Genomic DNA, 11953 nt, shown 5'->3' with positions numbered 1-11953 from the left:
CCCCGCTTGCCGTCTGTGCGAGAGGGTTACGAGGTCGGCGTCGCCTTCTTGAAGATCTCGAACACGGCCAGGTAGTTCTTTCCACTGTAGCCCTCGGTGATCGCCCGTTCGGCGATCTCCTTCATCAGTCGCGGTTGGTCGGAGTGGACGCCCTGTTCCACGCATGCTCGGGTGATGTGCTCGAGCGCGTTCAGGTTCATTTCCATGGTGCCGAGATCACCGGGGTAGTTGCCCTTGTCCAGGTCGGGCGCCTGCTCGGCCAGGGTCGAATCCACCACTGAGGGCATGAACCAGCCCAGCGCGAGTTCGGCGAACTCGACCGCCGAGACGTTCGCCGAGCCGACCAGGGCGGTGGCGTGCAGGAAGCCGTTCATGGTCGCGTACATCATGTCGAGCAGTGCCGCGTTGTACAGCACCGCCAGGCTGGGGTCGGAGCCGAGGTACCGCGGGTCCCCCATGCTCGCCAGCGCCACTCCGGCCTTGTCGAAGACGTCCCGCGAACCGCTGTACAGGAAGACGGACTCGGGGTGTCCGACGAGCGGTGGCGGCACCATGATCGCACCGTCGAGGTACTCCGCCCCACGCTCGGCCGCCCAGTCGAGTGCCCCGCGTGCCTCTGTCGGCGTACCGGAGTTGAGGTTCACCAGTATGCGGCCTTTCAGGGCCTCCCCGGCGGAATCGAAGGCCCCGTACACGGTCTCGTAGTCCTTGAGGCAGATGATCGTGACCGGGCTCGCGGACACCGCCTCGGCGACCGTCGCTGCGAGGTGGGCGCCCTTGGTGACGAGACCTTCGGCTTTCTCCGGGGTGCGGTTCCACACCGTCAGAGGGTGCCCCTGCTTCAGAAGCGCCTCGGCGAGGGCCGTGCCCATGGGGCCAAGGCCGATGACGGTGACAGGGTTGCTGTGCGGGCTGGTTGGCTGCGGTGTCGTCATGAACGAGACGTTAGAGTCTCACATCGATGTGAGAGTCAACTCGGAAAGGTGTGGTGATCAGCACGTGCGTATTGGAGCTTTGTCCCAGCGGACCGGGGTCAGCGTCCGGCTGTTGCGCTACTACGAGGAGCAGGGCCTGCTGACGCCACACCGTCGCCCCAGCGGATATCGCGAGTACCACGACGAGGATGCGCGCACCGTTCAGAACATCCGCACGCTGCTGGCCGCAGGCCTCAATACCCACACGATCGCGGAGTTGCTGCCCTGCATGGTCGACGAAGGCCAGGGACTGGCGCCGGGTTGCCCCGGCATGCTTCCCGACCTGCACCGGGAACGCGAACGGATCGACCGCGCCGTAGCCGATCTCATGGCCGCGCGCGCCGTGTTGGACACCGTCATCACGGCCATGCCGCCGCACGACAGCGGCGAGCCGGATGCCTGCCTTGTGATGACGACCAGCGCCGCGCCATCGTGACGGACAGGTGAGCCGCGGGTAGCGGCCGAACTCAGCGGTGATGCCTGTTCATGGAAGCCAAGCCCGATGCGCAACCACCCCCGGAAAACCAGCGCGCCGAAAACGGACAACCTGTAGTTTCCGTGCCGATTTGAGTATTTCCGTGTGTATATGAGCACCGCGTAGGCATTTGCTCAGGTGCCACGGAAGTCCGCCTGCCGCAACACGCGCTCGTCTACGCGCGGAGCAGATCGCGGTCGCCGTACTGCACCCACCGCTCGGCCTTCAACACGTCACGCGGCCAGAATTGCTCGTGTTCCCACGGAACCTCCAAGATGGTGGAGGTTCCGTGGGAACACGACATGTTCCGCACCTGAATGCTGTGCGTGTGATCTTTTGATCACTTGTCGTGGAAGAAAGTGCCCGGCCTGGCCCGCTGAATCAGCCGGCCAGCCTGCGGAGCAGGCTCTCCAGATCGCGTTCGCCGTCGCGGGTCTGGGCGCCGTGGGCCAGTCCGCCTCGGATCAGCTGTTCGGCCGCGGGCCGGACGATCTGGCTCGCCCAAGCGTCGTGTTCACGCAGGAAGCCCTCGGCCAGGTCAGCGGGAACGATGGCACGTTTGGCCGCGGCGATCACGCCCTCGGGCAGTGCGGCGATGTTGCGGGCGAGACGGTCGACGAAGTCGTCGAGTTCATCGGCGGGTACGGCCCGGTTGACCCAGCCGTAGCGTTCGGCGGTCCGCGCGTCGTGCAGGTCGGCACCGAGCACCACCTCCAAAGCGCGGTTGCGGCCGATCCGATCGGCGAGGTACTGGGTGCCGCCGCCCCCGGGGACGATGCCCATGAGGGCCTCGACCTGGCCGATCCCGGCGCGACCGATCGCCGCGAACGCCATGTCCGCCGCCGTGACGAACTCCGCCCCGCCGCCGCGGGCCAGGCCGGCGAGCTTGACGATCGTCACCTGGGGCTGGCACCGGAGCAACTCCCCGAGGGCTTGGAAGACGTTGATGCCGTCGGGTGTGTCGGCCGCGAGTTCGTCGAAGGCGTCCGGCGCGTCGACGAGTGCCATGTCGACGTGGGCGATGAAGAAGTCCGGATCGGCGCTGTCGAACACGATCACCCGGACCGAGTCGTCGTCCCGCAGCCCGGTCAACAGCCGCCGCAGGTCGGCCATGAGGGCGACGTTCAGGACGTTGACGGGTGGGTTGTCGAGGGTGACACGGGCGATGCCTGCCTCATGGCTCACTCGCAGGGTCGCGTAGGCGTCGTGGTGCACGAAGAATCTCCGATCGGTACCTGTCAGGCAGCTAAGTTCCTGATGTATACCTAGGCTGAAGCGGCGGGAGACCGGCGTCAATAACGCACTTTCGGCATCTTAAGGATCATGGAGGATACCGACATGGCCACTTCCGGCACCGGCACGGACACGGGCGTCGTCTACCGGGCAGACTGCCCCAGTCGCCCGATCCTCGACCAGATCGCCGACAAGTGGTCGATGATGGTGATGACCGTCCTCGACAGGCCCCGCCGGTTCAACGACATCAAGCGCCGCCTCGACGGCGTGACCCAGCGGGTCCTGACCCAGACCCTGCGCCGCCTGGAACGCAACGGGATGATCGAACGGCGCGTGCTGCCGACCTCACCGGTCGGAGTCGAGTATTCCCTTACCCCGCTTGGCGAATCCCTGCGCGAACCCTTCGGTCGCTTGTACGACTGGACGACCGCCCACGCCGACGAGATCCAGAACTGCCAGCAGAGCTACGACCAGCGTCAGCACGCCGAACGAACGTAATTCGCCACGCGGTGCGGCTACCGCGCGGCCAGGAACGGCGTCAGGATGCGGAGCAGTTCCTGGGGCCGGTCCAGCGGAATGATGTGGCCGCAATCCTGGACGAGATGACCGGTGAGGTCGTCGGCGACGGGACGCAACTGCCGTTCCAGCGCGCGGCCGACCGGGTGGGCGCCGATCGCCATGGTGGGCATGGTGAGCCGGCCACCCGCCACGGCCTCGCTGATCTGACGCGCGCTGGCCGGCATGGCGCGGTAGTAGGAGAAGGCGCGGCGCAGGGCGTCGTGTCCGGTGTAGGCGCTGACGAAGGCGTCGCGGATCTCCGGCGGTACACCGCGACCGTGGGTGCCCGCGGCGAGGAACCAGTCGAGGTACTCCGCCTCGTGTCCGTTCAGGACCGTTTCGCCGAGACCGGGAACGGAGTGGAACCCGAACCACCACGGTGGGCCGCCGTCGAGGAAGTCCTCGGCGCCGGGCAGGGAACCCAGCAGCGACTCCATCAAGACGAGTCTCCGCACCAGCTTTGGCCGCCGCATGGCGAGCAGGAAGGCGACCGGGGTGCCGGCGTCGATGGCGACCACGGCCGCGGCAGGTTCGGCGAGGGCGTCGAGGATTCCTTCGGCGTCGGCGGCCAGCGTGCCCGCGTCGTAGCCCTCCGCCGCAGGGGTGCTGGCGCCGAGCCCGCGCAGATCCGGGGCGATGACCCGGTGGTGCTCGGCGAGCGGGCCGATGACCTCGGCCCACAGCCGCCAGGTGTGCGGAAAGCCGTGCAGCAGCAGGACTGCCGGCCCCGAGCCGGCCACAGCCACGTTGGCTTGGATGCCGTTGGTGGCGATCCGCCGTAGAGAAGGGGTTGCGGGCACGGCGCCTCCAAGCTGGTTACCATTGGTTACTTGGAAACGCTAGGTAACTTCGTCAGTGCTGCCAAGACGGCACTTTCCCCACAGGTGGTGAGTTCCAGGTGACCTCCCGACCGGCGCGCGGTGACTTGTTCGATCCCCAGTGCCCGACCCGCCAGTTGCTCGACCGCATCGGCACGAAATGGACGTCGATGGCGGTCAAGGTCCTCGCGGAGGCGGCCCCGCACGAGGTGCGTTTCGCCGAATTACGGCGACGGATGCCCGGTGTCTCACAGAAAATGCTGTCGGTGACCTTGCACAGCTTGACCCGCGACGGCCTCGCTGCCCGCCGGGTGGAGCCCACCGTGCCGCCACGCGTGCACTACCGGCTCACCGAACTGGGCTCGTCGCTCGAGGTCCCGCTGGCGGTGCTCCGGGCATGGGCCGAGGAGCATATGGCCCAGATCGACCGCGCCAACGCGATCAGCGACGCCCAAGCCGATCCCGCGGCTCCTTCCTTCCCAAGTACATGAAGGCCCCCTTCCTGTACCTAGGCGCAAGGAAGGAGGCCTTCATGTACTTCAGGCGACAAGGGTGCCGGTATCGAGGCCCCGCCGGAATCAGCCGAACCAGCGGGAAAGCTGGTCGTCCAGATCCCGCTGGTCGTCACCGATCCAGGCGACGTGGCCGTCGGGACGCAGCAGGACGCACGGGACATCCAGCCCCGCGGTGGGATCCGCGAGATAGTCGACCCGGTCCGACCAACCGCCGACGGTCAGCCGCTCGGTGCGGTCCAGCAGCAGACCGCGGCCGCGACGCAGCAAGTCATAGAGCCTGCCCTGTTTCACGTCGATGTCGCGCAGGCGGCGGCCGAGCAGATCGGGACCTTCGCCGAAGTCGTAACGGATGTCGATGGCGGTGATCTTCTCGATCAGATAGCGGTTCACCTCGTTGAAGTCCATCAATTCGGTGAGCAGCCTGCGCACGGCCCGCGGGCCCGGTTCGGTGGACGACAACTCCATCTGGGCGCGGGTGTTGTCCAGCACGTCCGCGGCGACGGGATGACGCTCCGCTTCGTACGTGTCCAGCAGTGTTTCCGGGGCCCAGCCACGGATCCGGGCGGCCAGTTTCCAGCCGAGGTTGAAGGCGTCCTGCACGCCGAGGTTGAGGCCCTGTCCCCCGGTGGGTGGGTGGATGTGCGCCGCGTCGCCCGCCAGCAGCACCCGCCCGACGCGATAACTTTCAGCCAGCCGGGTGGCGTCCCCGAAGCGGGACAACCAGCGCGGGGAATGCACCCCGAAATCGGTTCCGGCGATGGCACGCAGCTCTTGTTCGAAATCCCCGAGGGTGGGCGATTCCGTGCGATCGCTGACTCCCGATGCGGGAACCACGACGCTGTAGATCTTTTCGCCGACGGGCCGGAGCCAGAATGATTTATGGGTCCCGCCGAGTTCGGCCATCTTGGCGGCGATCTCCTCTTGCGACGCCCTCACTTCCATCTCGCCCATGAGCGTCTCGGTCCGTGAGGGCTCGCCGGGGAAGCCGACGCCGAGCAGTTTGCGCACCGTGCTGCGCGCGCCGTCACAGCCGACGAGATAGCGCGTCCGCAGCTGTTCGCCGTCGGCCAGCTCGACGGTCACCCCGTCGTCGTCCTGCTCGAAACCGGCCACCGCGTGTCCGCGCCGGACCTCCGCGCCCAGGTGGATCGCGTGCTCTTCGAGGAGGCGGACGATGACCGGCTGCGGGATGCCCAGCAGGTAGGCGTGCGCGGAATCCAGGCCCTCTGGCGCGGGTTTGGCGATGGCGGCGAAGAAACCGGCCGCCGGACGCTGTCTTCCGTGTTCGAGAACGCGATCCAGCAGCCCGCGCATCGCCAGCAGTTCGAGACTGCGGATGTGCAGCCCGACTATGCGGGCGAACGAGACGGGCTCGGTTTCCTTCTCCAGCACGAGTACCCGCACATCGTGCAGCCGCAGCTCGGCGGCCAGCATCGCGCCTGCCGGGCCGCAGCCGGCGATGATCACGTCGAAATTCGGTGAATCCACAGGTGTTGCCTTTCGGGAGTGCCTCGACGGCGCTCCCGCGACACTTAAGTCAGCCGCCCTGCCGTGACAAAACGGGGAGCACCCACAGCGATACAACGTTCATGGGTCCCACCTCCTCGGGCAGTGTCACGGTCCACCGCAAGCTACAAGCCCGCGCCTCCCCCGTCCACTCCTTTCCGCCGAAGACAACTCCATCTGGGCGCGGGTGTTGTCCAGCACGTCCGCGGCGACGGGATGACGCTCCGCTTCGTACGTGTCCAGCAGTGTTTCCGGGGCCCAGCCAAGGATCCGGGCGGCCAGTTTCCAGCCGAGGTCGAAGGCGTCCTGCACGTCGCGGAACCCCGCTCCTTTCGCTTTGAGCGCGAACCGGTTCTGAGAGCCGATCCGCTTCTCGGCGACCTCGGACCGCAAAGGGTCGTTTGTGAGAGCGGCGCCAGGCTCTCGGTGCCGGGGCCTGGATGCGAAAGCGGGGAACGGGCGCTCACTCGCTCGCGGGAGGGGCGGGGCGAGAAGTGTTTTCCTTGGGTTTTGGGCCGGGGCGGCGGCTACGTGCGGCGCGGGCGCGGATCTCTTCGGTGGCTGCTCGGTAGGCGGGGGCCGCGTGGGCGAAATAGTCGAAGAGGACCTCGCGCTGCTGGGGTGTGTAGCGGTCCAGGACCTCGGCGATCAGTCGGCGGGCGGGACCGACCACGTCCTCGATGTCGGGGAAGGTCTCGGCTGAGGCTTCGACGATGACCCGTCGGCGGTCGGCCGGGTCCGAGGTGCGGCGTAGGTAGCCGGCCTTCTCCAGCCGGTCGATGAGCCGGGTCGTGGCCCCGGTGGTCAGGCCGGCGCGGGCGGCCAGGTCACCCGAGGTGATGCGTCCGGCCAGAGTGATCAGGCTGACCGCGTACCACTCGGTGGGCTGGAGTCCGGCGGCTTCCGCACCGGCCATGCCGTGCAGGCCCACCGCGTCGAGGTACTGGCGGAAGATCACGTGCTGGTCTCCAGGCGTCGGGTTTGCCATCGCTGCGGATGCCCCCTAGGCTAATAGTTGCAATGATGCAGATATTGGATGCAAGCAGATGTTGCTTCATCTTAACGAACTGGAGGACAGTATGACCACACAGGGCGACAAGGCGGCCATCACCGCGGTGATGGCCGAGATGAACCGCGCGTGGGCCCGCAACGACGCCGACGCATACGGGGCACTTTTCACCCAGGACGCCACGTACGTCACGTTCGCCGGGACGTACTACAGCGGCAGGGCCGACATCGTGGAGTGCCACCGCGCGCTGTTCGCGAAGTTCCTCAAGAACACCAAGCTCGCCGGGGAGATCACCGGCATCCGGTTCTACGGTCCGGATACCGCGGTCGTCAACGGTCGCGGCGACACCTACAAGGGCGCCGCCGCGCCCCGGTCCTCGAAGCTGTCGAAGGTGCAGACGTGCACGTTCGTGCGTGAGGCGGACGGGCAGTGGCGGGTGGCGGCCTTTCAGAACACCCAGCGCAAGGCGCTGTTGGAGGCCATCTCCTTCAAGACCGCCCCGGGCACCATCCCGGCCGCACAGAAGTGACCGGGTCCACCGCCCGGGGCACGGCTCTGGTCACCGGGGCAAGTGAGGGCATCGGCCGTGCGGTGGCCCGTGCACTGGCCGCGGACGGCTATACCGTCACCGGCATCGCGCGCAACGAGGCACGCCTGCGCGCGGTCATCGACGGCCTGGGCGAGGGCGGGCATTCGGCGCTCGTCGCGGACCTGGCGACCGAGGACGGCCTGGGACGCGTGGTCCACGGCGTGCAGCAGGGCCGGTTCGACGTCCTGGTCAACAATGCGGGCACCGCGAGTTCCGGGCCGTTCGTCGACGTCCCGCTGGAGCGCGCGACGGCCATGATGAACCTCAACTGCCACGCGCTGCTCACCCTCGCCCACGCCTTCCTGACCGGGGCCCAGCCCGGCGGGGCATTGGTCAACGTCTCGTCCACCCTCGCGTTCGCCCCCATGGCGAACCTGAGCGTCTACAGCGCCACCAAGGCATTCGTCACCTCGTTCTCGGAATCCCTGTGGCATGAGCACAAGGCCCGCGGCGTCTACGTCATGGGCCTGTGCCCGGGAATGACCTCGACGCGATCGCAGCCGCACAGCGGCGCTGACGTACCCGCCGGCCTGGTGCAGAGCCCCGAACAGGTGGCTGCCACCGCTCTGGCGGCCCTGCACCGTCGCAAACAGCCCACCGTCATCTGCGGCACGAAGAACAGCCTGTTCGCGGCCGTGGCCAGGGCCCTGCCCCGGCGGGCGGCCCTGCGCATCCTCACCCCCGAACGGCAGTCTCCCGCCTAGCACCGCACGCCCCTCTGAAATGGAGCAGTCCCATACCCATCCGCAAGAAGCACCTGCGCACCCTGCACGGTCTCATCGAAGCACCCGTCGGCCAGGTCGCCACCTCTGGTCCTCGACGTGCCGCCGAGCGGTGGAGTCACCGTCGAGGCCTCTACGCGCATGCGAAGCGTCGCCGTCCAGGGCAGCTGGTGGTATCGCAGCGAGACCACCGATACCCGGCGGCAGCATGAATCACACTGGAGATCGAACAAGATCATCTTCGCGTCGGGGAACGTATAATCGAGACACGCTGGGCCGCAGCCGGCGATGATCACGTCGAAATTCGGTGAATCCACAGGTGTTGCCTTTCGGGAGTGCCTCGACGGCGCTCCCGGCGACACCTGAGTCAGCCGCCCGGCCGTGACAAAACGGGGAGCACCCACAGCGATACAACATTCATGGGTCTCACCTCCTCGGGCGTTGTCACGGTCCACCGCAAGCTACAAGCCCGTGCCTCCCCCATCCACTCCTTTCCGCCGAAGCGAGCACTTCGGCGGAAAGGATGTGGATGTCGGGTCAGACCCACCTCTGGTCGATGTGCAGGTGGCAGTCCCACAGCACCAGCTTGGTCCCATTTGCCGTGCTGCCACCGTTGCCCAGGCCGACGCATTTGCCGGAGGGCGTGTTCTTCAGTGCCCACCCCACGCCGGTCAGGGCGATCCAGCTCCACTTCTGGTCGGCGTTCTGGTGGCAGTCCCACAAGACCAGTTCGGTCCCGTTGGCCGTGCTGCCGTTGTTGGCGAGGCCGACGCATTTTCCGGACACGCCACTGCGCAACAAGGGGCTGTTACCCCAAATCCAGTATTGATCGGGATTGAGGTGGCAGTCCCACAGGACCAGCCGGGTCCCGTTGGCGGAGCTGCCGTTGTTCGCCAGGCCGACGCATTTGGTGGGAGTGCTGGCCGCGTTGCGGATGGGGTGGCTGTCGACGGCGTTCGCCGGGAGGGTGACACCGATCGTCAACGCCAGCGCCCCGGCCAGTGCCATTATCGTTCGAGAAATTCCGCGCATGAAGGTGAGCATCACAGGATCACCGCCCTTGAGGACCCGCCGACAGGGCAGCACAAAGGGCAGCTCCGCTCACTCGGCGTCGAACAAGGCGGCCAGCCGCGGAGGGACGTCGTCGCCGAACAGAGTCTCGAGAAGGAATTCTTCGTCGACGGGGGTTTCCCAGCGGGTGAACATGGCCTGCTCGTATTCGGTGAGGGCGGCCTCGACATCGCCGGAGTGCGTGGCGAGGGCTTTGCCGAGTTCCGCGCCGTCCAGCATGGCGAGGTTGGCGCCTTCACCGTTCGGCGCCCCGAGGTGGGCGGCGTCGCCGACGAGGGTCGTCCCCGGCACTCGATCCCACCTGCCGACCGGGAGTGCGAAGAAGGGCCGGTGGATCGGTGCGACGTCGCTTTCGGTGATCAGCGCGGTGAGTTCCGGGGCCCAGCCGTCGAACTCGCGCGCGATCCGCGCGGTGGCCGCGGCGGTGTCGGTGAAGTCGATGGCCGCGAACCAGTCCAGCGGTTCGGTGACCTCCGCGTAGGTGTGCAGGGTGCCGCCCCGTTCGCGGTGCGCGTTGATGCCCTTGCCCGGCGTGGACCCGTTCCCGAACATCGATCCGCCGCCGACCGCTTTCGCCGCGGCGGCGTGCCGGGTGTCGGAGTCGTACAGGTAGGTCTCGACGATGGACGCGCCGGTGTATTCGGGTACGGCGGAGGTGAGCAGCGGCCGGATCCGTGACCACGCGCCGTCTGCGCCGACCAGGAGATCGGTGACGACGGTGGTGCCGTCCGCGAACGTCACCTCGTGGCGCCCGTCGTCGAGTGTCCTGGCGTCGACGGCCCTGCGACCCCACCGGACGGTGCCGTCCGGGAGCGAGTCGAGCAGCATCTGCCGCAGCTCGCCGCGGTACACCTCGGGACGGCCACCCGTGCCGTCGTCGCCTTTCTCGAACAGGACGGTCCCGTCCCGGTGGAGGACCCGCAGCGCCTGATGGCCCTCCAGGATGAGGCCGCGGAACTCCGCCATCAGACCGGCCGCCTCGACGGCGAGCTGACCGTTGTAGTCGTGGATGTCGAGCAGCCCGCCCTGCGCCCGCGCCATCGGCGACTCCTCCCCTTCGTAGACCGTGGACGGGATCCCGTTGACGTGCAGGACGCGGGCGAGGGTGAGGCCGCCGAGCCCGGCGCCGATGATCGTGACAGTGGGGTTCATGGTGACTCCTCGGAAGATCGTTCTGGAATGACATTCCAGAGACTGTCCCGAGCCACTGGCAGATGGCGCACGCGGCGCTGGCACCGGCCTGACACGCCCTGTCAGCCGAGGAACCCGACCTCGTCGTACCCGGCCCAGCCGGGGTCGCCGGTTTTGGCGAACGCGACCCACGCGCCGTGCACTCTGGTCGCGAGACCGTCCGGGGCGGGATCAGGGCCGAGCAGGCCGGTGTCCCCGTGCAGCCACGGCTCCTCGGCGACGTCGAACACGAACGGCAGCTCGACGGTGTGCGCGGCGCCGAGCCACCCGTCCCGCGCCGTCGAGCGGTGCCCGAACGAGTAGACGTGGGTGCGGCCGCCCGAGATCCGCGCGTGGGCCCGCGCCAGGCGCGCGGTACCGGCCCTGAACAGGGTTTCCCCGAGCGCGTCAGCTTCTTCTTTCGTTGCGGTGTAAAGGTTTCCTTCCTCGGTGTTGGTGCCGATGAGCAGCTCGACGTCGCCTGCCGGGCCGTCTGCGAGAGCGTCGGCGGGCTGGACCGGGAGCACCAGGCTGAACGGGCTGAGCCCGGCCAGCGGGTCCGCGGCGGTCTCCGTCCGGAGATCGAGGCCTGCCAGCGCGGGCAGGATCTCCTGGAACCGCTCGTCCGGGATCGCTCCGAACGCTTCAGCGGTCGGGTCCACTCCCAGCGCGGACGCCGCCGCGACGGTGACCCGGCGTGCCTGCTCCGGGGTGAAGGCTCCGGTCCCGTTGCCGCTCTGCACGATCGCCCGCCGGAACAGTCCCTTGGCCTCCGGCGTCGCCAGCAGCGCTCCGGTGAGCGTGGCGCCCGCGGACTGCCCGAAGACGGTGACGTTGCCCGGGTCTCCCCCGAACACCGCGATCGTGTCGCGCACCCAGCCGAGTGCGGCGAGCACGTCGAGCAGCCCCCGGTTGGCCGGGGCGCCCTCCAGGTCGAGGAAACCGGGGACGCCGAGGCGGTAGTTGACCGTCACCAGGACGACGCCGTCGCGGGCGAACGCCCTTCCGTCGTAGAGCGCGGCCTGGGTCGAGCCGGTGACGAATCCGCCGCCGTGCACGAAGACCATGACGGGCCGCCTGCCCTCGTCCGCGGCGGGCGTACGGACGTCGACGGTCAAGTACTCCTCGCCCCGGACCCAGCCCGGTCCGAAGTAGGGCTTCATGTCGAGAGTGCCGAAGTCCCGGAGTGCGCCACGAGGCGCTGTCAATCAATGTGGAGGTGAAAGACCTGCACCATTGTTATGTCGCATCATAGCGGTGATAGCTGAGGGCAGCGGAACCAGGAGACGCTGGGGAAGCGGGAGCAGCCCTGA

12 protein-coding genes and 2 pseudogenes are annotated in these 11953 nt (G+C 67.8%); 5 read left to right on the top strand and 9 right to left on the bottom strand.

Annotation, left to right across the window (positions count from 1 at the left end; translation table 11 throughout):
- Positions 1 to 26: 26 nt before the first annotated feature.
- On the bottom strand, positions 27 to 935 hold the full coding sequence (locus ACLARN_RS29020; RefSeq protein ID WP_409494646.1) for an NAD(P)-dependent oxidoreductase: 909 nt from the start codon (positions 933 to 935) through the stop codon (positions 27 to 29).
- Between the two features lie 28 nt (positions 936 to 963).
- Between ACLARN_RS29020 and ACLARN_RS29015 the strand changes: the two genes are divergently transcribed.
- Positions 964 to 1410, top strand: a complete 447-nt coding sequence (locus tag ACLARN_RS29015; protein WP_409494757.1) for a MerR family transcriptional regulator — start codon at positions 964 to 966, stop codon at positions 1408 to 1410.
- Positions 1411 to 1830: 420 nt separating this feature from the next.
- On the opposite strand, the gene ACLARN_RS29010 is transcribed toward ACLARN_RS29015, so the two are convergent.
- Positions 1831 to 2664 carry an enoyl-CoA hydratase/isomerase family protein gene (locus ACLARN_RS29010; protein ID WP_409494645.1) on the bottom strand — a complete coding sequence of 278 codons (834 nt, stop codon included), beginning with the start codon at positions 2662 to 2664 and terminating at the stop codon, positions 1831 to 1833.
- 123 nt (positions 2665 to 2787) lie between these two features.
- Between ACLARN_RS29010 and ACLARN_RS29005 the strand changes: the two genes are divergently transcribed.
- Entirely contained in the window at positions 2788 to 3180 is a 393-nt protein-coding gene (locus ACLARN_RS29005; protein ID WP_409494644.1) for a winged helix-turn-helix transcriptional regulator, read from the top strand.
- 17 nt (positions 3181 to 3197) lie between these two features.
- On the opposite strand, the gene ACLARN_RS29000 is transcribed toward ACLARN_RS29005, so the two are convergent.
- Entirely contained in the window at positions 3198 to 4040 is an 843-nt protein-coding gene (locus ACLARN_RS29000; protein WP_409494643.1) for an alpha/beta fold hydrolase, read from the bottom strand.
- A 98-nt stretch (positions 4041 to 4138) separates the two neighbouring features.
- Between ACLARN_RS29000 and ACLARN_RS28995 the strand changes: the two genes are divergently transcribed.
- Positions 4139 to 4549, top strand: a complete 411-nt coding sequence (locus ACLARN_RS28995) for a winged helix-turn-helix transcriptional regulator (protein WP_409494642.1) — start codon at positions 4139 to 4141, stop codon at positions 4547 to 4549.
- 87 nt (positions 4550 to 4636) lie between these two features.
- Here the strand turns inward: ACLARN_RS28995 and rox are convergent, their stop codons facing one another.
- The 3 genes and pseudogenes from rox to ACLARN_RS28980 form a co-directional block, all read right to left on the bottom strand.
- Positions 4637 to 6061, bottom strand: coding sequence for a rifampin monooxygenase (gene rox, locus ACLARN_RS28990; RefSeq protein ID WP_409494641.1), 1425 nt, complete (start codon positions 6059 to 6061; stop codon positions 4637 to 4639).
- Between the two features lie 141 nt (positions 6062 to 6202).
- A pseudogene (locus ACLARN_RS28985) lies at positions 6203 to 6391 on the bottom strand (FAD-dependent monooxygenase); the annotation flags it as partial.
- 151 nt (positions 6392 to 6542) lie between these two features.
- Positions 6543 to 7067, bottom strand: a complete 525-nt coding sequence (locus ACLARN_RS28980; RefSeq protein WP_409494640.1) for a MarR family winged helix-turn-helix transcriptional regulator — start codon at positions 7065 to 7067, stop codon at positions 6543 to 6545.
- A 91-nt stretch (positions 7068 to 7158) separates the two neighbouring features.
- Here ACLARN_RS28980 and ACLARN_RS28975 point away from each other — a divergent pair, with 91 nt between their 5' ends.
- Together ACLARN_RS28975 and ACLARN_RS28970 are read left to right on the top strand one after the other, a co-directional pair.
- Complete coding sequence (locus ACLARN_RS28975) at positions 7159 to 7617, top strand: SgcJ/EcaC family oxidoreductase (protein ID WP_409494639.1); 459 nt, start codon at positions 7159 to 7161, stop codon at positions 7615 to 7617.
- The gene (locus tag ACLARN_RS28970) at positions 7614 to 8381 is read left to right on the top strand and encodes an SDR family NAD(P)-dependent oxidoreductase (protein ID WP_409494638.1); all 768 of its coding nucleotides are present in this window, start codon (positions 7614 to 7616) and stop codon (positions 8379 to 8381) included. The genes ACLARN_RS28975 and ACLARN_RS28970 overlap by 4 nt, the downstream gene beginning before the upstream one ends.
- Before the next feature lie 555 nt (positions 8382 to 8936).
- On the opposite strand, the gene ACLARN_RS28965 is transcribed toward ACLARN_RS28970, so the two are convergent.
- From ACLARN_RS28965 to ACLARN_RS28955, 3 genes and pseudogenes are all read right to left on the bottom strand, one after another.
- The gene (locus tag ACLARN_RS28965) at positions 8937 to 9431 is read right to left on the bottom strand and encodes an RICIN domain-containing protein (RefSeq protein WP_409494637.1); all 495 of its coding nucleotides are present in this window, start codon (positions 9429 to 9431) and stop codon (positions 8937 to 8939) included.
- Positions 9432 to 9500: 69 nt separating this feature from the next.
- Positions 9501 to 10622, bottom strand: coding sequence for an FAD-dependent oxidoreductase (locus ACLARN_RS28960; protein WP_409494636.1), 1122 nt, complete (start codon positions 10620 to 10622; stop codon positions 9501 to 9503).
- 101 nt (positions 10623 to 10723) lie between these two features.
- Positions 10724 to 11845: pseudogene (locus tag ACLARN_RS28955) on the bottom strand (carboxylesterase family protein); the annotation flags it as partial.
- Positions 11846 to 11953 lie beyond the last annotated feature (108 nt).

This window comes from Amycolatopsis sp. cmx-11-12 (genome assembly GCF_046269425.1).
GTDB lineage: Bacteria > Actinomycetota > Actinomycetes > Mycobacteriales > Pseudonocardiaceae > Amycolatopsis.
This window is presented reverse-complemented; position numbering and strand designations above follow the sequence as displayed.